The sequence below is a fragment of the Lagierella sp. ICN-221743 genome (assembly GCF_037890055.1).
In the GTDB taxonomy this organism is placed as follows: Bacteria; Bacillota; Clostridia; order Tissierellales; family Peptoniphilaceae; genus Mediannikoviicoccus.
In genome coordinates, this window is the sequence record NZ_JBBKBD010000017.1 from 1 (window position 1) to 24600 (window position 24600).

The following is a 24600-nucleotide window of genomic DNA, read 5'->3' on the forward strand; positions in this document are numbered from 1 at the left end:
GTTATCATTACCATAACCTTCCATTAAGTTAATAACTCCCCATGCTCCTAAACCTGCACCAATTGCAGTTACAAGTGTCTTTAAAACTCCAACTCCAGCTGTAAAAAATTCCATATTATTCCTCCTCATTTTCTTTCTTATTTTCTATTTTGTTTAGTGATTTAACTATAAAATTCTTGTAGACCTTATCTCCTTTTTTATTTTCTTTGAAATATCCAAAGACATGGATTAGATCTCCTTTTTCAAATTCTTTTGCAATTTCTACCTTTTCTCCATATACTGAACAATTTGTATATTCTTTGCCCTTTCCATAATTTTTAACAAGAGCAAAATTTGCTACTTGAACATTTTCTCCATCTTTTTCAAATTCTGAAAATTCAGCTTCCTTAACTAAATTTGCATTAATATTTATCATTTCTCTATCCATTGATTTCTTCTCCTTAATCTAAAAATTTCAATTAAAAAAGCGACTGAACTTATATTTCAATCGCTAAATGTCTTATATATTAAATTGTTTTAAGTGGGACTTCTTATCCTTACCATCTTAACCTCCTAATTTTGAGTATAAAAAAAGACGATAGAATAACTTTACGCTTTTCTATCATCTATTGTGTTTATTGAACGTTTATTTAATTGTTTAACTCTGCAAGCTGGAATTTTTTAATCTATTGATTTTTCTCAAAAAGCAAACTTCCTATAAAGTTACCAATTACTGAAATTATCCCATATGCCAATATATAAATAGCTGCACTATCGTTGTAAAAGATAAATATAGTCGGTATAAATAACAACATAACAAACAAAGAAAATAACCAATTAAACGAATTTTTCATTCCATAAATCAATGAAACAATTAAGCATATAATTGGAGTTGCAATTAATAAAATGAACATACCACTTCCAGTATCTATAATAAGAAATGGCGCTAGATAAAATGCAAGACTGATTATAATCAAATATATTAACATTTTTCTAAATTTTTCCATAAAAACACCCTCATAAATTCTAACTTATATAGCTCTATTATATTAAATATACCCTCGTCCGTGTAGTTATAACAGTAAATATTACAATCTTGTAATCACTGTATTTCCATTTAATTCAGTCCTACCTTTTTGCTTTAAATTACTCTTCCACATCAAATAAGTTTCTCTTATCATAATCTTCCAATAACTTGTAATTCTTATGCTTTGTAATATCAAATTTATCAGACAAGAAAGGTATTACTTCTCTTAGCTGGTATTATACACTTACCACCATCCATTACAGTTATTTCATCTTGGCTCATAAGTTCCTTACCAGTCTTTTGGTAATTGAGTCCAAAAGATTTTTGATTTGACCTTGTTTCTGATGTGTTATACAAGTCTATGGTTTCTTTTCCTAATGTTTCTGATAATTCTTTTACTGTTGTTTTTTCTTTTCCTCCTAGAAAAAGTATGGAATCACAGTTCCCAACTATTGTATCTGCATGGTCTTTGTAGATTGCTTTTAATTGAGATTGTGCTTGTAGTACTATGCTTGCTGATTTTTCTCTTGAGAGTTTTTAATTTATATCGCCTATTAATACCTTATTTCTAGTCTTCTAAAATCGATACTTCAAGGTCTATCGCTTTAAACGTAACAGTTATTCCTACTTCGTCCCTTACTGTTTTTTCAAATAGCTCAGCTATATCATATGGGGACATATCGTATATATCTTCATACCATTCATTACTTTCATCGTACATTGTCTCACATATTGCTTCAATATAATTTTTCTTATCCCTTGTGAGTTCTGTATCACTTTCCAAAATAAACTGCTCACCGTTTATATTTAATATAATTAAAGATGATTTTCTATTTTCACACATTTTGCTTTCTCCATATACTCAAATGTTTAACCTATTTATTTTATAACTTGATTTTAACTTTACCTTATCTCTATTTGTTAGATACTCTTCCACATCAAACAAGTTTTTCTTATCATAATCTTCCAACAACTTGTAATTTTTATGCTTTGTAATATCGAATTTATCGGATAAAAAAGGTCTTACTCCTCTTAACTGATAAATACACTTACCACCATCCATTACAGTTATTTCATCTTGGCTCATAAGTTCCTTACCAGTCTTTTGATAATTTAGTCCAAAAGATTTCTGGTTGGATCTTGTTTCTGATGTGTTATATAGGTCTATGGTTTCTTTTCCTAAGGTTTCTGATAATTCTTTTACTGTTGTTTTTTCTTTTCCTCCTAGAAAAAGTGTTGAGTCACAGTTACCAACTATTGTATCTGCATGGTCTTTATAGATTGCCTTTAATTGAGATTGTGCTTGCAGTATTATACTTGCTGATATTTCTCTTGAACGAATTGTCGCTATTAGTTTCTCAAATTTAGGAATTAAGCCAATATTTGCAAACTCATCAAGTAGACACCTAACATGAACTGGAAGTCTTCCACCGTAAACATCATCTGCCTTATCACATAGAAGATTAAATAGTTGAGAATACATTATTGAGACTACAAAGTTAAAGGTATCATCAGTATCTGATATTATTACGAATAGAGCAGTTTTCCTATCTCCAATTTTATCGAGTTCTAATTCATCTTCGCTCATTAGTTCTCTAAGCTCTCTTATATCGAAAGGTGCAAGTCTTGCTCCACATGATATTAGAATTGACTTTGCAGTTTTTCCTGTAACAACTTGTCAAGGACTTTCTAATCATTTTTATCGACTTTTTGATGTTTTTCTCTCTCCATTTCTCTAAGAATTATGCGTTTTAATTTGTCTTGCATTGTTTCTGTTGCATTTTCATTAAAGTGAACAACAACCTCATAGGTTGCTTTACCAATTTTCTTGATAGTTTTTGTTCCTGTATTCTGTTCATTTTTATTTTCGTGCATATATTTTTTCTCCTGTTTGTTTCAATAAAAAAGGCGATTAGATTTTTAATTTTCTAATCGCCTTTTAAGTGTCATATTTACATTTTTATTATATCTTGCATACTTTGATACCTTTTTAGACTTAAAGTCTTTAATAGTGGCTTTCCACCTCTTTTTACCTATAAAGATTCTCCTACGTCATAATTCATTTTTTTATTTAAACCTCTCTGTGTTAGTTTTTCTTTATCTTCTTCATACCATTTTAAGATTGTCGCATAGTGGTTTTGATAGGTCTTACCACTGCTTTCCATGTATCTTGATAGTTTATTTATCATTATTTCTGCGTGTGAGTTTAATTTTTCTTTAAGGTTTTTATATTCTTCTTTGCTTAACCTTACATTTTTGAATTCTCCATAAAAAGAAACTGGGGCTGTTTGGTTTTCTTTTTCTCCTCTCCCCTTATCTATACTAACCTTATCTAATCTATCCTTACCTATACTATGCGGACAAATGGTTGACACTTGGTTGTCATTTGGTATACCAAGATTTTCAAGTTTTATATATGCTCCATTTTCTGTTTGTGTTAAGCTTTGTTTTTCTGTAATATACATCGTTTCTTTTCGCCTGTCATTCCTGATGTAGTTATTTATCTTCCAATGAGTAATTACAATAATTCCCCTTTCAAAGACAATTACAAAGCCTTTTGTTATTAGGATTTTTAGGTCATCTTCATTTGCTCCTATGATTTTTATTATCTTCTTTGGATTGTCCACAAAACCATCATCATCTGCCCTCATTGATAAATGAAAATATAGGCATTGACTACTTAGTGGCATATCCAAAAATAAGTCGCTATCTACTATCTTTAGTGAAAACATTCTTTTATCTGCCATGCTTTCCTACCTTTCTTCAAATAAAAAAGACGATAGTTTTTACTTCTACCGCCTTTTGTAAGTGTATATGGCTATTTATTTAATAACTATTTGCCATTTTCATATTTTATTTTTCTGAATCTAATTCTTTTATAGACTCTTCTATTTCTTCAATAGATGGTAAGCTACTTTTATATTCCTGCTCAAGTAGTTTGCTAATTTCATACTTACTTATTCCTATTGGCTGTGAGATATTTTCAAGCGAATATTCAGCAACTACATTATCTTTATCTCTGCAAATTAGTATTCCTATGGTTTGATTATCACTATTTGATTTCATATTCTTATTTACAGCTGTTACATAAAAATTGAGTTGACCTGCAAATTCCGGCTTAAATTTTTCTGTCTTTAATTCTACTACAACATAGGAGTGTAGTTTAACATGATAGAAAAGTAAGTCCATATAAAAATCACTTTCTCCAACCTTGATATGGACTTGCCTACCCATGTAAGAAAATCCTGTCCCAAGTTCCAAAAGAAAAGAAGTTATTTGATTTACTAATGCTTCTTCCAACTCTCTTTCATCATATTTATCCCTTATTGTTAGAAAATCAAAGTTGTATGGATCTTTTATTGTTTGCTTAGCTAATTCAGATTGGACAGCCGGTAATCTATTATCAAAATTAGTAACTGCATTCCCAACCCTTTTATATAAATCTCCATCAATCTGATGTTCCAAAACCGTCCTGCTCCAACCATTTTCAATAGTCTTATCTATATAAAACAAAGCCTCTTTGACATCTTTACACTTATACATAATCCTTTGATTATGTCCCCAAGGAATACTTTTTATCCTTCTTTCAATATCCGATAATTGGGTTACAGCTTGTAACCCAATTAGATAATCATTATAAAAGTTATACCAATATCTTATGTGTTTTAAGTTTACGGCTGAAAATCCTCTCATGTCTGGAAATTCTTTTCTTAAATCACTACTCAATAATTTTAGAAAACTATCACCCCACGAATATTGCTTTTGTTTTTCAACAATTTCTTTCCCCAAGTTCCAATACAAATCAAGCAACTCATAATTAACTTTTACTGCTGCTTTTAATTGACTGCGTCTAACTTTTTCTTTTAAATCTAAAAGTAGTTTTTTATATTCACTATCTCCTATAAGAGATAAATCTTTTTTATCCATTCTCATCACTCCAATCTGATTTTCTTTATTTTATTCTATTTCTTGCACCAATGGTGGGAGTTTTAATCTTTTTATCACAATCAGCTTACGGTAAACAAGCTCATTTTATCATTATACATTTAGTTTAATTAATGTGATTATACCAAAAATGTTAAATCTTTTCTATCTCTCCCTCTCTCTCTCTATCTATCTCTATATCTATCTCTATCTCTTGTCGGACATGGGTTGGACTCATTAAGGACAATGTCCTCTGTTTATTTTGTCTGTGAAAAATTCTTCTTTTAATTTTATCCAATAATATCTTTTGTTTGTTGTCATATCTGCTCCTTTCTTGATTTTCGATAATCGAAATTCTTGATTTCCGATTTTCGGAAGTCTGGACTTCTGCTTTTCGGAAGTCTTGTTATTATGGTTATTTAAGGGTGTAACTTTTCGTTACTCCCTTAGATTTCTCTGGTCATATCTTTTTTATTTGGTTTTACTTTTTCTTTTACTTTCCTTTTTACTTTCTCTTTTGTTTTATCCTTGTTCTTGGATAAATCTTTGTATTTCTTTATTTGTTTTAGGATACTTTCTTTTTCTTTTTTATTTTCCTTGGCTATGACTTGTTTAAAGGCATATTCCATTACTTTTATGTCTTTGGCTTGGAAAAATACTTCATAGTTTTTGCTTTCTTTGTTTTTCATTACTGAGAAACTTACTCCAAGTTTGTTTAGTTCTTTTTTTAAGTCTTTGAGGTTGCTTTGATCTATGCTTATATTTTCTAGTTGTCCTTTTTTGTAGAGGTCTTTTAGTTTCATTTCATCGCCCATAAGACTTTTTAGGTTTCCATTTGCTTTTTCTAAAGTTTCATTCATCTTTTTTCTTATTTCTTTGTCTAAGTTGATTGATTCTTTTGCTGCCTTTATTGTGTATGTTATTATGGTTTGTGCTGCTTGACCTGCTTCTTTGCTTATTTCTTCGTTTATCATGTTTTATCTCCTTTGTTTGAATTAAAAAAAGGGAAGTATAGGCTTTAATTTTTCTATACTTCCCTTTGATTGTTTTTATTTGGTTGTTGGTGGTGGAATACTTTATTTTGATGTTTTTATATATTTCTTAGGTATTTGTACCTTTTATACTTTAAAATAGCTTACAATACCTTTCCACCTTTAGTAGTTTATGTGTGTTTTTTTGTCTGATAGATAGTTTTTCATGTTGGAATATATTATCTGTATTTCTTCATTGTTCATTGCTTTTATTTCTTCTGTGCTTTTATATGTTTTGTATGTTCCATCTTGATCTGCTTTTATGAGTTCATCTATTAGCTCTTGTCTTTTATTCATCTCTATTACCTCCTAGAACGGTCTTTATTTTCTTGGTCATATTATAGCTTGGATAAGATATTTTTACCAGGTCTTATCTTTCTTGATCCATTTTCTTGTTTTTCATCATTTCTCTGTATTCATTATCTTTATTAACTTGGTCTTGGAATTTTTTAATCTGTGCTATTACACTTGGTTTTTCTCCTTGTTTTATTAGCTTATCTATTTCTATGGATAAATCTATACCTAATTCTTTGTTTACAAAATCTACTGAATATTTTATATGATTAATTTCCTGGTATTCATCTTTTATCTTGTCTTTTTCTTTATTTATTTCTTCAAGATTTGCCATTAAAAGATTTTTTTCTTCATTCCACTTTTTAGGACTTAGTTTTTCCTTATCTGATAGGAGTTTTTTTAATTTCCCACTTACTACTTTATATTGGTCTATGTCTTTCTTGTGTTTGTTATAGAATGTGTCTTTTGTGAATACATTTTTCTTTTGATATTCTTCATAAACTTCTTTTTTGGCTTTGTAGATTTCATAGTATAGAATTTTCTTTTCTACATCTTCTATTTCTTTATGGATTGTCTTTGCTTTTTTATTTAGCCTATAGCTATTAGACTTTAAACTTTCTATTTTTGTTTGTAACTGACCTATGGTTTCTATGTCATTTTTTCTTAAATAACTATATGCACTTGTTAGCTTTTTGAAGTCATATTTTTCTTTATTGGTTTTGGCATATCCTTTTAGGTATTTACTTTTTTCTTTTTGAATTTCTGAATAAGTTAATAGATAATTTGTTAGATTGAAAAGTTTAGGGTTGTCTATTATCTTATCTCTTTCTATCTCCTTAAATTTTTCATAAGCAGTAGATAGGTTATCTAATAAATTCCCTATCCAACCCTTTAATGTTTTTATCTCTTCTTTTATTGTTTTTACAAGGTTATTATATTTTCTTATTTCTCTATTATAGTTTCCTTTGTCAGTTTCTATTCCTTTTCTTTCCATTGCACTTGCTGCTGATCCTAAATGGATTGTCGGTAGATAATCTGAATTTTGTCTTTTAAAACTCCTATGGTCTACTCTTTTTTCTATCTTGTTTTTTGCTAGATATTCGTTGCAAAGGTCTGAAAAATTTTCTCTCCATTTTTCTACATTGCCTTTATCGTTCCAGCTTGTTAGTTCTACTTTTCTTGTTTTAGGTTTTCCATTTTTGTTTAAAATCTTTTCTCCTTTTTCATCTAGGATATATTCTTTTTTTGACTTTGCTAAGAACTCTCCTTTTTCGTTTATGGGTCGCATTATGGTCATGATATGACAATGAATATTTCCATTTTTATCTTGACTCTCATCATGAATTGCATAATCTACTATCATTCCTTGTGATGTTAGATTTTCTTTTATAAATCTTTCAACTAGGTTTTTATTTTCACTTAAAGTTAATTCTTTTGGTAGTCCTATTATGAATTGTCTTGCTAGTTGTGCATTAGAATTTTTTTCTGCCATTTCTACTTTATTCCATAAGGTAGACCTATCATTAAATTCTTTTGGTATATGATCAGGCAATATTATATTTTTTACTAATACTTTTTCTTTTCTTGTATAGTCATGGGTTACTCCGTCCCATTCATTTTTTATTTTTTCTCCACTTATATATGCTGCACTTGCTACTGCACTTTTGCCTTTTCCTCTTGATATTATGTTTACTGAAAAATGAAAACTGTCTGCCATTTTTATCACTTCCTTTCTTTCTTGTTGTTTTAGGTGGAGGCTTAATAGTTTTTTATATCCACTTTGTGAATGAGCGTTTTGAAATGATAGAATAGAAAAAGCCGACTACTGAATTAATTTTTGTTGTTTCAGTATGTCGGCTTAATTGTTTTATTCATTTCAAATTTTAAAAGTCAAGGGCGAGCGTTAGCGAGTTTATTTACCCTTGACTTTTAAAAAGCGAATGGTTGTTGCTCCCTGCAAGGGTTTGGCTCCGCAGGACGCAAGCACCCTTTAGGGTGTATAATTGCGCCCTTAGAAAATCTAAGGGAGATTTGGTTATTTACAACCCCCTTTATTTTTTCTTAATTTCCTCTTATTATTTTTAGTGTTTCTTTAAATTCTTTTGTCTTTGTTGCTTCTTCTAGTAGGATTTTTATTTCTTCATCTGTTAGTTCTTCTGCATTTTCTATAAGGCTTTCTAAGATTGCTCCTCTTGTTATGAGCCTACGAGTTCTTTCTTTTCTTTTTTTCACTATGTCTTGTTTTAATATCTTTTTTTCTTGATTTTTTAGTTGCCTTAATCTTTCTTCTGTATCATCAATTTTATCTTTTATTTCTTTTGATTCTTGTCTTATTTGTTCTAGTTTTTTCATACAAAACTCCTTTCTTGCAATATAAAAAGAGATAACATTTCTGCTATCCCTTTTACAGTTTCATTATTAGAATTTTATGTCTTTTGAAATATCATTTATGTTTCTATAATGATTTTCTATTTCTTCTTGCTTCTTTCTTTTTAATTGTTCTTCTCTTCTTCTAAATTGTTTTTCTTCTTCATTTTATGTTCCTCCATCTAATATTTTTCTGTTCTCTAAAGAAAGGCTAAGCACCTTTCTTTGATATTTAACCTTTCATCATTTTTTAGATTTTATCTTCTAAAATCTTTCTTAGTTTTTCTAAAATTTTATCCCTCCTTTGTCCGATTGCCTGATGTGTAACTTTCTCTTTCCTGCTAATAAATCTTAGAGTTTCTTCTCTGTAGAAGATGGCTTCCATTAACTCTCTTTCTTCTTTTGTCAGTGTAGCTAATGCCTTATGCAGTTCTTCAATTTGCATTTTGACTTCTACAATTTTTTCTAAGTCTATTTTTTCATCTATGATGTTATCTACAAAGTATCCGTCATGGTCTAATGCTGAAAATAGTGTTACATTGTTCCTCCAATCTTTCTTAATAATATACTTTTCATGCTCTGTTATCTTCCAGTAGGCTTTGTAGACTTCTTCACTTACGGGTATAGCTTTCCCTTTGACATAAAGGTAATATTCCTTATTAGCCATTGTGTTATCCTCCTTTTTATTTCTCTGTTTTGGTTTTCTGAGAATAAAAAGGAGGACTTCTACACTTTGGCGTAAAAAGTCCTCTCGGCTCAAAAACTAATGTTTTATATGATTTATTATTTTGTTGATTTCGATAAAGAGTTATTGCTATGTGTAAGCAATTCCAACCATAAAAAAGGATAAATGTATCTTATGTGAATAACAGAATTTAGCGTTCCCATTATTTATCCCTCCATTACTTAGCTTACATATTTTTCCTCCTGAATAAATCTTTTATAAACTTTAAATGCCATCTTTTTTGCATTTATCATTAGCAAATTTTATTTTTACAACTACGATAACAGCTAAACCAAATGATAAAACATCTGCCACTGGTTGAAGCAAATATATCCCAAATTTCCCATATAAATTAGTAAGTAAATATAATAACGGTATGTAGAAGATACCTTGCCTCGAAATCGAAATTATCAACGACCAAAAATATTTACCTGTGTTTTGCATCAACATGCTACTTATCGCATAATAGGCTAAAAATGGAATTGTTATACATTGCATTCTAAGTATTTGCACTCCTATAGAAATAACTTCACTATCTTTAGACATTGCAATAACAAAATGTTCCGAAAAAATATATAGCACCATTGCTGATATAATCAAAAATATAGTTCCAACAACAACTGTCAAATTAAATGCCGATCTAACTCTGCCATATTTTTTTGCACCATAATTCATTGCACAAATAGGTTGAAACCCTTGCCCCCATCCAATCATAATCATATAAGCTATGGCAACTATTCTTGAACTTACGGTTAATGCTGCAATAACACTGTCCCCAAAGCTTGCTGCAACTCTATTCAATAAAATGAGGGAAACACTTGTAATTGCTTGCCTTGAAAAGTTAGGCATTCCTCCTACAAGAATATGGTATATACGTTCTTTACTACATTTGACATTTTTCAAAGAAACAGGAATATTACCATTTCTGTTCGCCAATATAGTAAGTGAAATACAAGCAATTATTTGCCCTGTCAAAGTTGCAAATCCAGCTCCAACAAACCCGAACTTGAATATAAACATAAATACAGGATCAAGAATCATATTGCTAAACATTCCTAAAAGCAAACCTATCATTCCATCTTTTACATTTCCACAAAGTCGTAATTGATTATAAATAGTAATTGAATACAGACTAAACGGAACGCTTATTATAATCACCTTTAAATACTGAGTAGTAAATTCAAATAAGTTAACAGAAGCATTCCCACCAATGAACTTTGTCAAGTCTGATATAAAAATCCATGACATTATAGCTATCAAAAATCCACTTATAATAGAAAATGCCATTCCTATGGAAGAAATAATTGTCGCCTCTTCTTCATCTTGTTCTCCAAGTTTTTTAGACATAATATTACCGCTACCATATCCAAACCAAAAACCAATAGCCTGAATAATACTCACGAAGCTAAAAACAACACCAATAGCGGCTGTCATCGATTTATCATTTAAAAGTCCGACAAAAAATGTGTCTGTCAAATTATAAATAACCATAATTAGCATACCAACAATTGTTGGAACAGACATTTTTACTATCAAAGGTAAAAGTGGTTCACTTAAAATCTTTTGCCTTCTCAATTCTTTTTGATCTATTTGATTTTTTGATTTCATATCAGCAACCTTTGACCTCGCCGGTATTACCATCTACTTGTATGGTATCTCCATCTTTGAATTTGGTAGTTGCAAGACCAACTCCAAGAACTGCCGGTATATTATATTCTCTTGCAACAATTGCAGCATGGCTCAAAGCAGAACCTGTATCTGCCACAACAGCACTCGCTAGCTTAAATAATGGAGTCCATTCAGGATCTGTAAGATGACAAACTAATATATCTCCTTTTTTCATTTTATAAAATTCTTTGGGACTATTTATTAGACACACCTTTCCAACTGCAATGCCAGTGCTTCCACTTACTCCCTTTAAGACATCACCATCTGTTTTAAAAATCAATAACTTTGAAGCTTCCCATACTTTCACTGCTAAAGGAAATTTTTCGTTTCTCCTTTTTATTTTTTCCTTATCTGACTCATTTAGATTACCTCTGTTAATTGCTTTAAGCAGTTCTTTATGAAAAAGATTAGCCACTCCAGTTTCTATGTTTTCATCACCCAAGAGTATAAAGTTAATTCTTCTAACACACTTTCTCACATAATAAAATAGTGTTTCCCACAAATATTGACTTTCTTCACGAACCACATGAAAATATCTAAAATATTTTATCTGTTTTTCTACATCCTGATACTTTCTACCATAGATTTCCTTTACGCTCTCCATAAGTTTAGAAAAATCCTTTATATCGTTACTTTCATTACTATTTTCATTTAATATAGGTCGTAATATATTTATAAGCCTATCAGGATCCTCAAGAAATGTTTTTGCAGATAAACAATAACAGTTATAATCCGATTTAAAGCCATTATCTTTCATAAACTCATCTGATATATTCTTAAAATCATTATACTTTTTATATAATTCCTTAAAATTATTTCCGGAAATTATTGCTTGTTTTAAAGCTTCATTTTTTCTTATCTCACGAGCCATTTTATAGACATCATTTGTAACCACTGATGTTTTATTATCTAAGTCCCAATAAAAATCAAATGATGAATAATTGCTATTTACTTTTTTTATTATTTTGGTAAATTTCTTGCTATTTAAAACTGATGGAAATAATGCATATTTGAATCTATCATAAGCAAGCTTTTGCAAAAGAACATAACTTTCTTCTAAGAAATTTCCACACTCCGTTAATGTCATATTTTCAAAATTTAAGTGCTTGATTTCTTCTATTTCAACTTCATATATATTCATAAAATCTTTGCACTTCTTATAACAGAACTCAAAATCTTTCATGTTCTTTAAAATATTAAAAAAATTAAAAATATTCTTTCCAATTCGCTTTCCGTCATCAGAAAAAGTTTGTATACCATCATCATCTATAATTGGATTTCTTGGTAAAATAATTCCACCTTCTGATAAAATGTTTACTTTCTGATCATTAATTGCCATCAAATAATCGAAATCAAGGACTCTATGGGCAAAAGGCATTTTTTCTAAAAAGAATGACATTACTTCTCGTGTATCCTTTTTGATTTTTTTACCCTTTATATACTTCTCTATTAAATCATTGCCAGTTATATCATTTTCAGAATTTTTTAATGTGGTGATCGCTCTCGCCTGTAAAATATAGACAATATCATTTTTGATAGCCCATTCAATATCCATAGGCATACCATAGTGTTTTTCTATCTCTAAACCGCACTTCATAAGTTCAAGTATTTCTCTATCATTTAATGCACGAGTTTTTCTTTTATCAGAGTTTACCGATACTTCAACAGTTTCCTTATCCCCGTATATAATCTGAGTTTCCTTGCTTCCAATATTTACTTCAATTATATTTCCTGATTTGTCAATAATGTAGCTATCCGCTGTAACTCTTCCGCTTACAACGCTTTCTCCTAAGCCAAAGCTTGCATTTATTTGCATCTCATTTTCTTTTTTGTTTACTGGGTTTACAGTAAATAAAACTCCTGATTTTTCACTCTCTATCATTTCTTGAATAACAACTGCAATAGAAACTGAAGTTTGATCATAACCTTGATGAAATCTATAGCTTACAGCTCTATTCCCCCAAAGTGAAGCATAACAATTGCGCACCCCATTTAATACACTTTCAATACCTTGAACATTTAAATAAGTTTCTTGTTGCCCTGCAAAACTGGCATCCGGTAAATCTTCTGCCGTTGCTGAAGAACGCACTGCAACTCTTGTATTATTTCCAAGATTAAAATATTTTTCTCTTATTGCATTTTCCAATTGCTCAGGAAATTTCCCAGACTTTATCTTTCCTCTAAAATACTCAGCTTCATTTAGAAGTGTTTTTTCATCATCTGCTGATTTTTTAATTCCATTTTCAATGAGGCTATCAATATCATTTACTTTTAAAAAATCTCTATATGCGTCTGCTGTTATAACAAAACCACTTGGAACATTTATTTTAGCCGAAGTCATTTCTCCAAGATTAGCTCCCTTACCTCCAACAATTAATACATCTTCCTTTTTTATCTCATTAAAATCCAGAATCATTTCTATCACCTTCCTTTTTACAATTAAATTTCTATATATTTAAAAACAATGCTTTGTATATAAATATTAAGTACTTCCTCAAATGTATCTTCATTAAAATGGAAATAATTTGAACATAGAACAAAGCTTCCAACAAAGGCATTTGATAAACCTTGCTTATCTACACTTTTTACTACATTGTTTTTGTACCAATAATCTATTAACCTATCCAAAAAATCCCCATATAGATTTTCTACTCTATTCACTTTCTTTGAATCTTCACTCGCAAATATTCTAAATGCCTCTTGATAAATTTCCTGATTTTTAATTTTCTCAGTCATGTCTATTGAATACTTGAAAATTACCTCTGAAAGGTATTTTTTAGGATTCGTAAGTGAATTTGAAAATTCTTTTTCAATGTTCTCCAATTTTTGTATTGATCTATATGCCATTAAATCAATGACAAGAGATTCTTTATCTTTCCAAAAATTATAGAAACTCCCTTGAGCTATTCCGACTCTTTTTGTCAATACCGAAATGCTAAGTGATTTTGTCCCTTTATCATGAAATAAATCAAGAGCAGTTTCCATAATACTTTCTTTAATTTTTATCTTTTCTTCTTCTGTAAATGCTTTTGCCATTTTAAGCCTCCAAATATTATAAATATATCTATGAATTTTCTATTTTTTATTCATAGATATCATAGCATAAGCAAACACAGAAGTCAATGAATATTTTATTTTTTATTCATTGACTTCCGCGATATATTATTTAATTAAAATGTTCTGCATTTCACATACCGGTATCCCCGCTCTTTTCAAAACCTTTAACTTCTCCTGTTTTTTCTGCTTTCGCCTTGCTTTATACCTTTCCTCATATTCCTGTTGTTTTCCATTTGCTTTACGCTTTAGATAATTTTGATGAAGCCTGTCCCTTCTCTCATTAATTTTTCGTTCTTCTTCCTCAAGTTTTGATTGTTCTTCTTCGCTTAATTCTTCTTTTGGCACTTCATAATTCCCTATGAAGTTAAAATATATTTCTATCTTTTGCTTTGATGTTTGACTGCCTTTCCTATCTCTTTCATGAATTATTATCTTCTCTACAAACTCATTTATCATTGTGTTTGTAAGTTCATCAAAGTTTTCATAGCGACTAATAAGGGATATGAATTTTCTTGTCTTGTCTGTTTCTTTTTCATATCTTGATATTGCAAGATCTAAGTCTTCAATCTCTTTGCTTAGGACTCTTTGCTCTGTTTCGTATTGGCTATTAAGTATCTCATATCTACTACTTGGTATTTTTTCTAGTATCATATCCTCGTAAATACGGCACATAAGCCTTTCTAACTCTTGTATCCTCGACTTATTATTAATTAGCCTTACTCTTTGTTTTTCTATCTCTACTTTTTCCTTTTCTTCCATTTCATTTTGAATGGAGTGAATAAATGCTTCATTATCCTCATTAAGATAATTTTTTATATCTTTTAATGTTTCTTGGATAAGGTTTATGACTACTTCTGCATTTATCCTGTGAGCTGATGGACATAGCGTTCCGCAAGGCACTTTCTTGTAATTACTACAAACATAATAGGGGATATTCTTATAGTTATTTGTCCTATGAACATACATCTTGCTTCCACAATCTGCACAATACATCAGTCCTGTTAGTGGGTGATATTCTCCCCAGCCATCAGGATACCTTTTTACATTTTCTCTTATCCTTTGCACATTATCAAAGGTTTCTTGGTCTATGATGGCTTCGTGAGTATTTTCAAAGATGAGCCAATTATCTTCGGATACATATTTACTTTTCTTATCCTTGAAATGCTTTCTTGTTTTAAAGTTAACTGTATGCCCTAAGTATTCTTTTTTCTTTAAGATACTTGCAATGGTAGAACTGCACCAACGATAAGGATGTTCAAAATTTTTGCTTTGATGTAGTCCATATCCCAATTTCTGTTGATGATAAGAGGGTATATCTATCTTGTCAGCTTCCAATATTTTTGCTATTCGATACGGACCATTACCTTGCATGGTCAGGTTAAATATTCGTCTTACTATCTCGGCTGCTTTTTCATCTACAACCCACTTATCTTTGTCTTTTTCATCTTTGATGTAGCCATAAGGCGGAGTGCTTGCCGTATGCTTTCCGCTTTCTCCTTTTGATCTGAATGTGGATTGTATTTTTCTTGAAGTATCTCTTGCATACCATTCATTCATAATATTTCTAAAGGGGGTAAAATCATCTTCTCTGTAAAAGCTGTCTACATTATCATTGATAGCAATCAGTCTTACGCCCTTTTGTCTTAATATCTCCATACATTGACCGACTTTGAGATAATCTCTGCCGAGTCTACTCATATCCTTTACGATGATACAACCGATATTTCCAGTATTTACTCCATTCATCATTGCCATAAAGCCTGGTCTATCAAACTGTGTCCCGCTTATTCCGTCATCTGTAAAATGGATAATGTTGGTTAAATTATTCTTACTTGCATATTCTTCAAGTATTTTCTTTTGATTAACGATTGAGTTACTTTCTCCTTCAAGTTCATCATCTCGACTTAATCTCTCATAGAGTGCTGTTATCTTTTCAAAATTCCTCACTTTTTCCTCCTTCCTCTTAATTTCTTAAATAAAAAAGAATTAAGAAGTACATATTTCACTAAAACAGTGATTAAGTGTTCTCCTTAATTCTATTACTCCTGCTGCAAGCTTATATTTCTTGTATTGCTTAACTGCAAAATGACTTGGATCTTTCTTTTCAAGAGCTTCAAAAAGCCTATCAATTGGGTTCATATAGGTTTCGTCATCTTCTCTAACCTCACTTGCGTCAATCATATCTAAGAGTGTTTTAAAATTCTTTTCTTCTTCAGGTGCTTCATAATAAATATACCCAATAAGAGCAGTGTAATATAACTTTTCAGCCTTTACCCAAAAATCTTCTCCTGCCTTTTCTCCATCTCCCTTGGTGTTAGCAATTATGGTTTGGACAAGCTTTAAAATATCTTTTTCACTTCTCAAGTATGCAAAGGGATTGTATTTCATAGATTTTTTAAAGTTTATTGTGTTTAATATCTTTATGTCGTAACCATTTTCATAAAGCATTTTTCCACATTCTAACACAAGTGTGCCTTTAGGGTCTGTTACTACATAGGAAGAATGCATTTGCATTAGATTTGGCTTTACATAAAATCTCGTTTTACCTGATCCAGAACCACCTATTACTAATACATTTTTATTTCTGGCATATTTAGGGTTTTTAGGTCTTGAGTTCATTGTTAGTCTTTCGGTATTAGTTATGAGAACATTGTTTTCAAACTTAGGGTCAATATATGGAGCAATATCCTTACTTTCTCCCCATCTTGCAGATCCATATTCCTTGCCTTGCCTATATTTCTTTTTGTTTTTACCTTTGCTGTAAACAATTAACTTAACAAGACCAGCAACTGAAATACCTACTAACAAGTCCCTTGGATTAAGGCTTGGTATATAAGATAAAGTTCCTATATCAGAAATTCCCACCATTATTTTATCAATAATATCTCCTCCTACATAAGAATTGATGTGCTTAGAAAAGATATTTCCAATGTAGAAGAATGATAGATAGGGAATGTTTGATAATATAAATTTCTTTGGGTTGTCTATTTTAATTAAGTTTTTAATATCAGAAAGAATGGCTTCTAATATATTATTCATCGTAGAAACCTTCACTATCTAATAAAATTAGTAGGTAGTGCCTTCCTTTTGGTGTTATAAAAGTTTTTATTCCTACAAGTGTACCTAGTGGATCAACCCATTCTTTTACTTCAAAATATCCTTTGTTCTTACCAGCATAAGGTAAGAGTTTCTTTTTCTTATCTCTGTAAATTAGTCCCTTATCCATTAGAAAACTTATAAACTGATTTTGTGGTATTCCTAATTCTTTGGCAGTATTTCTAAAGTTTGTAAGTAGGTTGTAATCTACTAATTTGTCATAATAATCTGCCTTTGGTCTTAATTCTTCAATCTCTTCTTCTCTTTCGGCAATAATTCTATTGGCTACAAGAATTGCATCTGCAAGTAGCTCTTCGTTAGTTTTCTTTTCTTGACCAGCTATATATCCTCCATTTTTTCTAATACTTGGTAAGACTTCTCTAGTTACCCAAGCTTTGAATATCTTTGCTTGTGGTAGTTTTGATGAGAGGATAAGTGAATACAATCCTGACTCATTAATTATTGAAATATTCTGTATTCCTCCAGGGGTCTTCCATTTCGTTACACCCTTATCTTCTTCGTCTACATGGTCATAAATAGCTTTTCTGGGATTGACATATCCTAGCATAGTTGCTACTTCATTTGCTATAAAGAAAAACTCACCATCTTTTTCAATAACAGTGAGTTTCCCAAAATTCTTATTTTCAAATGTTTTTAAATTACTTATCATAAGCTTTGCTCCTTATGTTTATTTTTAACTTTATCTTTGCTAATGGTATCCTTAGCCATATCTTTAAACTTATTTATAGTCTTAGTTATTGAATCTTTTCTATCGGCCTTTCTTTCAGAAGCCTTAACTGCTTTTTTAAAGGCATGTTCCATTACCTTTATATCCTTAGATTGAAAAAACACAGAGTGGTTGCCAGTTTCCTTATCTTTCATAACAGAAAACTTCACTCCGTGTTTGTTTAAAATTTTCTTTAGTTCTTTTAACTCAGGATCTTTTAGATTAATTTCTTCTAACTGTCCCTTTTTAACCATATCTTTTAGCTTTACTTCTTCTCCGTTATTTTTTATTACATTTTTCAAGCCTCCTTGTTCTTCTATTTGCTTGTGTACTTTCTTTAAGGCATCAAGAATTGCTTTACTTGTTGCTTTTGCAAGCCTTACTTCAAGATTAAGGCTCGACCTAGATACTTCTTCATTAATCATCTATTCCACCTCCATATAAAAGTAACTCTTTGTATTTTCTTAACTTCTCTTGATGGATTTTTCTTCTAAAATCTTCTCCCGTAACTTTAACTGGTATTGTCATTTCAAGTATTCTTGAATATATCCTCTGATACTCAAGGTCTATATTAGGATTTTGAATAATTTCCAATGATAAGTTTGTAGTAAAAATTGTCGGCCTGCCTTTTAAGTATCTTGAGTTTATAATGTTATATACTTGTTCTCTTGCATAAGATGTATCCCTCTCAATTCCAAGGTCATCTAATATTAACAATGGAATATTTGATAGGTTATCTATAATTTCGTTTGAATCAACCTTAAATGCAGATTTTTGTATTTGATTTATTACCTGAGATAAATTCAAAATCTTAACTCTAACTTGTTCTCTTTCAATTAATTCATTTGCTATTGCACAAGCAAGGTAAGTTTTCCCACTACCAACATCTCCATAAAATAAAAGTCCAACATTGTCTTTTTTCATTTGTTCAAAGCTTTTAGCATAGTTGTAAGCAACCTTATAGGCTTGACCTTTTTCATTTAAGTATTTCTCAAAATTATATTTGTGTTGGATAGGTGATGAGAAGCAATCTCTTTTAAGTGTTGATATTTTCATTAATCTTTCTCTTTCTTCGTTTTCCTTATCTCTTTTTATTTCACATTCGCATTTAATTCTGGGAATAAACTTTGTAAATCCAAGGTCAAGTAATTCTCCATCGACTCTTTTACCGCATACCTTGCAATAGATATGTCCATTTCTTTCAATATCATTTTCTCTTAATACAAAATCTTTTAAGCTTTTCATAAACTCTCTCCTATATCGTAATTCATTTTTCTTGTTGAATTGTCATTAATGTTTTTTGCCTGATCATTAAGATACCAATTGATTATCGTTGCCTTGTGATCTTGATACACTCTGTTATTTGCTTTCATATATGACGACAATCTATCAATGTATTCATTAATTCTACTTCCTAACTCATTTGTTAAGTCCTTGTATTCTTCATCAGTCAAAAATATATTTTTATATATTCCATAAGACTTTTGTCCCTTACTAAAATCATTCTTTCTTAACTCATTATTACTAATATTGTTATAGTTACCTTCCGATTTTCGGAAATCTTGAAGTCTGTTATTCGGAGTTCTTGAATTCCGATTATCGGAAGTCTGGACTTCTGCTTTTCGGAAATCTGGATTTCTATTATTTGAATCATAGAAAACACTCATAAAATCTTTAACATATATCCTATTTGGTTTTCCAAGTCCTTGTCTTTTCTTTTCTATCAATCCAATTCCTGATTTTGTATCAAGCTCATTTATAATCTTTAAGGCTTTATCATTAGCACAGTTAAATTGCTCTTTAATAGCATCCATTGTGTAGTAAATAAAGACTTTTCCGTCTTCATCTATCCAGCCATTTTTATATGAAAGACCCATTCGATTAAGCATATATGAATACAAAACTTTAGCTTCAATAGAAATGCTCTCAAAAATTTCATCTTCCATTAATACCATAGGTAACCTAATGAAGTTATACATTTCAGATTGCCTATTATAAAAATAATCAAAATTCATCCCTACCTCCTTTCTTTGAAATAAAAAAAGAGCAGCCTTATTTAAGCTACTCTTGTAGAAAGTATAAAATGGGTTTTATCTTATTATATTTTTCTTTGTGTCTCCTCATACCAGTTGCAAAACTACTCTTACGTCCATGTAGTTTTTTTGGGTCTTTTTGATGTATCCTTCTTCATCTTTATCGAAGACAAAATGCTTATAAAACTGCTTAAAATGCAGGATTTCTAAATTTATATCTTTTGTATCAACGCTATAGTCTCCACATGGCTTGAGAGGATAGAATGAATGTCATTTGAGTGTGTCCGTTCTCGGGAACATATCCACTGCGTTTTTGGGGCTATCGGTAGACGGGAACATATCAATACACCTCATGGATTATTATTTTAGAATGGATTTTAAGTAATCTAATAAATCTGATTTAGTTAGAGGCTCTGCATGACTTAAAATACAATACTTACAGTCGAAACTTTCTATCAAATTTGTTAATGACATTAATTTTTCTTTATCCATATACCCATCATCGTAGAAATCCTCGCTTGTTGAATCTCCCAAGAACAATATTTTTTCCTCAGGAATATAGATAAGCACCGTATCTTCCGAATGGGGTGAAACCGTATGAAAAATCATTGCGGTTATTCCACCGAGATTAAGGGTAAGCTCTTTTTCAAATTGGATATCCGATAGAACGGCAATAATTCTTTTATTATCTACATATTCTCTAGCTAGGCACTCATCATCATTTATCAAAAATTTTATATATGCACTGTCAGATAGTTTGGCTCTTTCCTGTTTCAAAAACTCGTTGGTTTTATGGTGTGCAATGGACAATCCGTGAATTTTATGCATTCCAAAGGTATGGTCCCAGTGCCAATGAGTGATGACAGTAAAATCTGGCTTCTTTAGGTCCTCGATTTCTAGGGATTTATAAAATTCATCAACATGGTCTGCTGAATTTCCTGCATCAATGGCAAGTGCAATTTTATCTCCATTTAAGTATGCCAACATAGGCCTATCAGTTTCTGGTTGATGTGGATAATAAAAGACCCTGCTAGTTATCTTTTTCAGTTCCATTTGCCATCCCACCTTTCTGGTAATAAATCTTTCAGCAACACTTCTTCCATTTCAGGTAATACAATTTGGGTCTCTATATTTTGATTATCTATCTGTGCAATAAACTCTCTGCACCTTCCACATGGTGGAAGTATACTCCCATCTTCAAATACAGCGATAATCCTTTTGATTGCAGTTTCATTGTTCTTTACCATTTCAGCAATAGCTGACTGTTCAGCGCATAAGCCAATAGAACAGGGCAAGTCAATGCATATTCCTGTAAAGATGTTACCGCTATTTGTCTCCAACGCGCACGCAACATGCCCTGAAGTTCCAAAGTTCCGTAACTTTTTATGATTAATTATACTGAAAGCAATTTGATATAATTCTTGTTTATTCATTTTCTTCTCCAATATTATTTAGCTTAATAATACGTTATTCTTTTTTCAAAACACTAAGTTATTCAGTTCACCATCAAGAACTTTTATAGTTTCATTTCTTTCCTTATCCTCTTGATTGTCATATAAAAGTTGTTCAATAAACTCCCATATATCTTCTAGTTTACGTCTAATATGATAGAATAACAAAGCATCCGTATTGATTAAAAAATCTTTGTGTAATTTCAGGTATATGTTCATAAATACATCATAATATGGCTTATCAACAAAAAACATGAGATCAGCTTTTACTGGAGCCAATTTCAAGCCTTCCCAGTCAATTAGAACTAACTGCTCATCCCGTTGCATCAAGTTCCAATTATGAATATCTGTATGGCATAGGGCCATTTTAGGATTACTTCGTCTTAGAATCTCCGACAGTCCTTCAACTCTGTCAATAGATTGTTCAAGGGGTTTTATGTGTGCCCCAAGCAAGCATTTTAAGTCCATGGGAAGACTGGCGCATTCTTTACGCAATACTTGTTTTAGCTGTTTCAGAAATGGCAAGCTAAAATCTTCCCTAATTAGTTGCACATATACCTACTATATCAATAAATTTTGAGTTATCATTGACTATATTAGTTGCTATTATCAGAATAGTCGTCGATAACTATATTTTCGTGCAAATATGCAAATAAGTAAAATGATAGTTATGTTATATCATAATAATTGAAAATAATAGAATGCATTTTTCAATGTAATAAGATTAAGCGTTCTCTTAAAGTTAGAGAACGCTTAATTATTTTTAATTTATTGAAATAATTTGTAACTATTGAAAACAGACAAAAATTGTTCATTGGATAATTTATCAAGATCAGTAACATTCGCATGCTTCAGCGCCTGTCTTAATTGATTTTTAGTAAAAAGAACATGATATTCCCTGTTTACCCATTTATAAACGAAAAATCTATACTTTTTGTAGTCCTTCTTTAAAATAAATGGTTTATGCCTTTCAAGTACAATCAATACAGAATCTACATTAGGCTTAGGGTGAAAATATGCTCGTGGCACTTTTTTAAGAATTTTTATATCCATTTCCACCATTAACAGCAAACCTAAAGCTCGTTGGGTATTTTGCAACCTTTTAGCAAATCCCCTCTCTACAATAAGGTAGCTATATTTCGCTTGACTATCAAAAGCAATCTTTTTTACAATATCAGTACTAATATTGTAGGGAATATTACCAAATATTTTATAGTCTGTATTTTTAGGAAAGCTAAACTTCAAAATATCCTCATGAATAACTTTTATATTCTGAAAAGGTTCAACTGCTTTTTTCGTGGCATGACATAAACCTTCATCAATCTCTATAGCATTCACCCGTTGACTCATTTCCACAAGTTCCTTGGTAAAATGTCCTTTTCCTGACCCAATTTCTATTATTTTATCTTGTTTATTGATATTCGTATATTTTAATATTTCCTTTACATGCTTTTTAGATGTAATGAAATTTTGCGTATTTTTCGGGTTTTTCTGTTTCATTATAATCTTCTCCTTGCCGGTTATAATGAACTAATCTTAAGAGCTCATTATAACCAATTATTTTTGGTTTGGTTGATAATGAAATCTCTCAATAACAAATATAGAAAACATACCCATACCTTTACCTCCTTTAATTTTTTTCATTATAAATGAGATAAAGTAATATCTACTACTGCAATACATGTACACATATTTAACTCCTCCTTATGCAACTGATTATATCACTTTTAATTTCTCTATTCAATAAAGTTCTGTGCTAATCTACCTCACCCTATGGATTTTTAATCCCGAAACATCAAATGTCATCTGTCAAATGCCCTATTTAAAAGGGTCAAAAAACGGTATTTTTTAGCCTGTTTTTGACCCAATTTTCGTACTCAAACCACTACATGTTGTGGTTGACTCCTATTATTCCTTGTCCAAACCACAATACGTCATCAGAATTGCTGCTTCAACGTGCCTTGAGTGGGCAAAAAAGATGTCGCACCCCACTGGTATCCCCTTGGCGGAAGCCCATATTTCTGAAACAGTCGCCTGGATAGGCTATTTTTCATTGATTTGGTGCCTGCTTTTGCGTTACAATCCAAGTAATTGTAAGCAATAAAGCCTTCAAAAGCATGTTGTCCTCTTGAAGGCTTTATTCGGTACAACTTTAAAATTGGTTTACTTATCTTTATCTTCCTCTCTAAGATACTTAACTAGCCCCGGATAATTGCTTATCCTTACAGTTCGGATCAATTAGAATTAGCCGAAAACGGCGGCGAAGAAACGAACCACCGAGAAGCACCGCCGCATTGCCGAGCTTGATACCCTCATTGAACGACTGTATGCGGACCGGAAAAGGCGCGGTTGACCGCCTTGCCCTCAAAGGCTTAGGGGCATATCAACTATATATTGGGGCCGAGTGCCGTTACTTTAACACCGCCGCTAGCCATGAGCTTATGCTTCCTTTAGGACACTGTCCCAACAGACACTTTTTAAAGTATGCTGCACTAATCCTTATTTTTCACAGCATAGCGCAATGACAGACAGCCATGTTCTGCATTCTCTGTTCCCTGCAATTCCAAATTAACTTTTTCAGATAACAGAAGGTTATCAAATAGTTGTTTTTCTTTATTACCTACAAAACATGGTGATATCACAAGACTGATTTCATCAATAAGTCCGTTTTCTAATAATTTGTTGGTTAATCCACCGCCACTGTCTGTCCGCATGTATTTACACCCATATTGCTCATGCAGGATCTGAAAGGCTTTTTCATAGTCCACATGATCATTTCCTGACACAATATATGGGTAATGCCTTTCCTCCAAATAATTCAAATATTCCTTCGGAGTGGCAGTTGATACCAGAATGACAATTTCCTTCAGATATCCAAGATTTCTTAAGCAATGAAGACTTCTCAAGATACCTCTGCTGTCAGGTATGACTCCTATTGGTCTGGGGTCCTCCGGGCTTGTTATGATTTTCTCAAAATCAGCCTCTGTTTCAGCAGGATATTTTTCAAATGCAGTAAAAACAGTATTGGACCCAAACAGCACCGCATCCGAATGAATTCCCCCGGCAACCTGGTAGTAAACTTCCGGATTATCAAAGCCTTTAATGCGGCCATCAAGGCTAATTTGTGTGTGCATAATTATCTTTGGTTTCATATTTTTCAATCCTCCTTTTTGATAGTAGAATATCATAATACACTGACAGCTGTATGTCAGCAGGGGATAT

27 protein-coding genes and 3 pseudogenes are annotated in these 24600 nt (G+C 31.3%); all 30 read right to left on the reverse strand.

What is annotated here, in order from left to right; translation table 11 throughout:
- On the reverse strand, positions 1-129 hold a 129-nt coding region (locus tag WKS98_RS07640; RefSeq protein WP_498918324.1), incomplete at its 3' end, for a Maff2 family mobile element protein.
- A complete protein-coding gene (locus tag WKS98_RS07645) occupies positions 116-427 on the reverse strand; it encodes a hypothetical protein (protein WP_002836679.1) in 312 nt (103 codons plus the stop codon). The genes WKS98_RS07640 and WKS98_RS07645, both read right to left, overlap by 14 nt.
- A gap of 238 nt (positions 428-665) precedes the next feature.
- The gene (locus WKS98_RS07650) at positions 666-986 is read right to left on the reverse strand and encodes a DUF2651 family protein (protein WP_489610877.1); all 321 of its coding nucleotides are present in this window, start codon (positions 984-986) and stop codon (positions 666-668) included.
- Between the two features lie 81 nt (positions 987-1067).
- A pseudogene (locus tag WKS98_RS07655) lies at positions 1068-1537 on the reverse strand (TraM recognition domain-containing protein); the annotation flags it as partial.
- Positions 1538-1574: 37 nt separating this feature from the next.
- Positions 1575-1850, reverse strand: coding sequence for a hypothetical protein (locus WKS98_RS07660; protein ID WP_498918265.1), 276 nt, complete (start codon positions 1848-1850; stop codon positions 1575-1577).
- Between the two features lie 18 nt (positions 1851-1868).
- Positions 1869-2684: pseudogene (locus WKS98_RS07665) on the reverse strand (VirD4-like conjugal transfer protein, CD1115 family); the annotation flags it as partial.
- Between the two features lie 11 nt (positions 2685-2695).
- Positions 2696-2881 (reverse strand): transposon-encoded TnpW family protein, encoded by a 186-nt coding sequence (locus tag WKS98_RS07670; RefSeq protein WP_156702901.1) that lies wholly within the window; start codon positions 2879-2881, stop codon positions 2696-2698.
- A 158-nt stretch (positions 2882-3039) separates the two neighbouring features.
- Positions 3040-3753 carry a replisome organizer gene (locus WKS98_RS07675; RefSeq protein ID WP_498918267.1) on the reverse strand — a complete coding sequence of 238 codons (714 nt, stop codon included), beginning with the start codon at positions 3751-3753 and terminating at the stop codon, positions 3040-3042.
- 106 nt (positions 3754-3859) lie between these two features.
- Complete coding sequence (locus WKS98_RS07680; protein WP_498918269.1) at positions 3860-4933, reverse strand: PDDEXK nuclease domain-containing protein; 1074 nt, start codon at positions 4931-4933, stop codon at positions 3860-3862.
- Between the two features lie 151 nt (positions 4934-5084).
- Positions 5085-5228: a hypothetical protein gene (locus WKS98_RS07685; protein ID WP_498918271.1), complete on the reverse strand. Its 144-nt coding sequence runs from the start codon at positions 5226-5228 to the stop codon at positions 5085-5087.
- Positions 5229-5376: 148 nt separating this feature from the next.
- Positions 5377-5904: a PcfB family protein gene (locus tag WKS98_RS07690; protein ID WP_498918273.1), complete on the reverse strand. Its 528-nt coding sequence runs from the start codon at positions 5902-5904 to the stop codon at positions 5377-5379.
- Between the two features lie 180 nt (positions 5905-6084).
- Entirely contained in the window at positions 6085-6258 is a 174-nt protein-coding gene (locus tag WKS98_RS07695; protein WP_498918275.1) for a hypothetical protein, read from the reverse strand.
- 73 nt (positions 6259-6331) lie between these two features.
- Entirely contained in the window at positions 6332-7972 is a 1641-nt protein-coding gene (gene mobQ, locus WKS98_RS07700) for a MobQ family relaxase (RefSeq protein WP_498918277.1), read from the reverse strand.
- Between the two features lie 344 nt (positions 7973-8316).
- Entirely contained in the window at positions 8317-8607 is a 291-nt protein-coding gene (locus WKS98_RS07705; protein WP_498918279.1) for a DUF3847 domain-containing protein, read from the reverse strand.
- Between the two features lie 265 nt (positions 8608-8872).
- Positions 8873-9289, reverse strand: coding sequence for a sigma factor-like helix-turn-helix DNA-binding protein (locus WKS98_RS07710; RefSeq protein ID WP_316716328.1), 417 nt, complete (start codon positions 9287-9289; stop codon positions 8873-8875).
- A gap of 282 nt (positions 9290-9571) precedes the next feature.
- A complete protein-coding gene (locus WKS98_RS07715) occupies positions 9572-10954 on the reverse strand; it encodes an MATE family efflux transporter (protein ID WP_498918281.1) in 1383 nt (460 codons plus the stop codon).
- Between the two features lies 1 nt (position 10955).
- Positions 10956-13430: a PEP/pyruvate-binding domain-containing protein gene (locus tag WKS98_RS07720; RefSeq protein WP_498918283.1), complete on the reverse strand. Its 2475-nt coding sequence runs from the start codon at positions 13428-13430 to the stop codon at positions 10956-10958.
- A gap of 23 nt (positions 13431-13453) precedes the next feature.
- A complete protein-coding gene (locus WKS98_RS07725) occupies positions 13454-14050 on the reverse strand; it encodes a TetR/AcrR family transcriptional regulator (RefSeq protein ID WP_498918285.1) in 597 nt (198 codons plus the stop codon).
- A gap of 126 nt (positions 14051-14176) precedes the next feature.
- A complete protein-coding gene (locus WKS98_RS07730; protein ID WP_498918287.1) occupies positions 14177-16018 on the reverse strand; it encodes a DUF4368 domain-containing protein in 1842 nt (613 codons plus the stop codon).
- A gap of 96 nt (positions 16019-16114) precedes the next feature.
- Positions 16115-17110 (reverse strand): annotated as a pseudogene (locus tag WKS98_RS07735) (type IV secretory system conjugative DNA transfer family protein); the annotation flags it as partial.
- Positions 17103-17837 (reverse strand): BRO family protein, encoded by a 735-nt coding sequence (locus WKS98_RS07740; RefSeq protein WP_498918289.1) that lies wholly within the window; start codon positions 17835-17837, stop codon positions 17103-17105. The pseudogene WKS98_RS07735 and the gene WKS98_RS07740, both read right to left, overlap by 8 nt.
- Positions 17834-18319 (reverse strand): PcfB family protein, encoded by a 486-nt coding sequence (locus tag WKS98_RS07745; protein ID WP_000606600.1) that lies wholly within the window; start codon positions 18317-18319, stop codon positions 17834-17836. Before WKS98_RS07745 ends, WKS98_RS07740 begins: the two co-directional genes overlap by 4 nt.
- On the reverse strand, positions 18312-19139 hold the full coding sequence (locus WKS98_RS07750; RefSeq protein WP_498918291.1) for an ATP-binding protein: 828 nt from the start codon (positions 19137-19139) through the stop codon (positions 18312-18314). The genes WKS98_RS07745 and WKS98_RS07750 overlap by 8 nt, the downstream gene beginning before the upstream one ends.
- The gene (locus WKS98_RS07755; protein ID WP_498918293.1) at positions 19136-19909 is read right to left on the reverse strand and encodes a replication initiator protein A; all 774 of its coding nucleotides are present in this window, start codon (positions 19907-19909) and stop codon (positions 19136-19138) included. The genes WKS98_RS07750 and WKS98_RS07755 overlap by 4 nt, the downstream gene beginning before the upstream one ends.
- Before the next feature lie 378 nt (positions 19910-20287).
- Positions 20288-20980: an MBL fold metallo-hydrolase gene (locus tag WKS98_RS07760; RefSeq protein WP_019124342.1), complete on the reverse strand. Its 693-nt coding sequence runs from the start codon at positions 20978-20980 to the stop codon at positions 20288-20290.
- Complete coding sequence (locus WKS98_RS07765) at positions 20971-21360, reverse strand: cytidine deaminase family protein (RefSeq protein ID WP_001041171.1); 390 nt, start codon at positions 21358-21360, stop codon at positions 20971-20973. The genes WKS98_RS07760 and WKS98_RS07765 overlap by 10 nt, the downstream gene beginning before the upstream one ends.
- Before the next feature lie 45 nt (positions 21361-21405).
- Complete coding sequence (locus WKS98_RS07770) at positions 21406-21930, reverse strand: phosphotransferase (protein WP_001176020.1); 525 nt, start codon at positions 21928-21930, stop codon at positions 21406-21408.
- Positions 21931-22146: 216 nt separating this feature from the next.
- Positions 22147-22878 (reverse strand): 23S rRNA (adenine(2058)-N(6))-methyltransferase Erm(A), encoded by a 732-nt coding sequence (gene erm(A) / locus WKS98_RS07775; RefSeq protein WP_094398249.1) that lies wholly within the window; start codon positions 22876-22878, stop codon positions 22147-22149.
- A gap of 57 nt (positions 22879-22935) precedes the next feature.
- Positions 22936-23061, reverse strand: coding sequence for an erythromycin resistance leader peptide (locus WKS98_RS07780; RefSeq protein WP_017771940.1), 126 nt, complete (start codon positions 23059-23061; stop codon positions 22936-22938).
- A gap of 809 nt (positions 23062-23870) precedes the next feature.
- Entirely contained in the window at positions 23871-24530 is a 660-nt protein-coding gene (locus tag WKS98_RS07785) for a dihydrofolate reductase family protein (RefSeq protein ID WP_000802831.1), read from the reverse strand.
- Between the last annotated feature and the right edge of the window lie 70 nt (positions 24531-24600).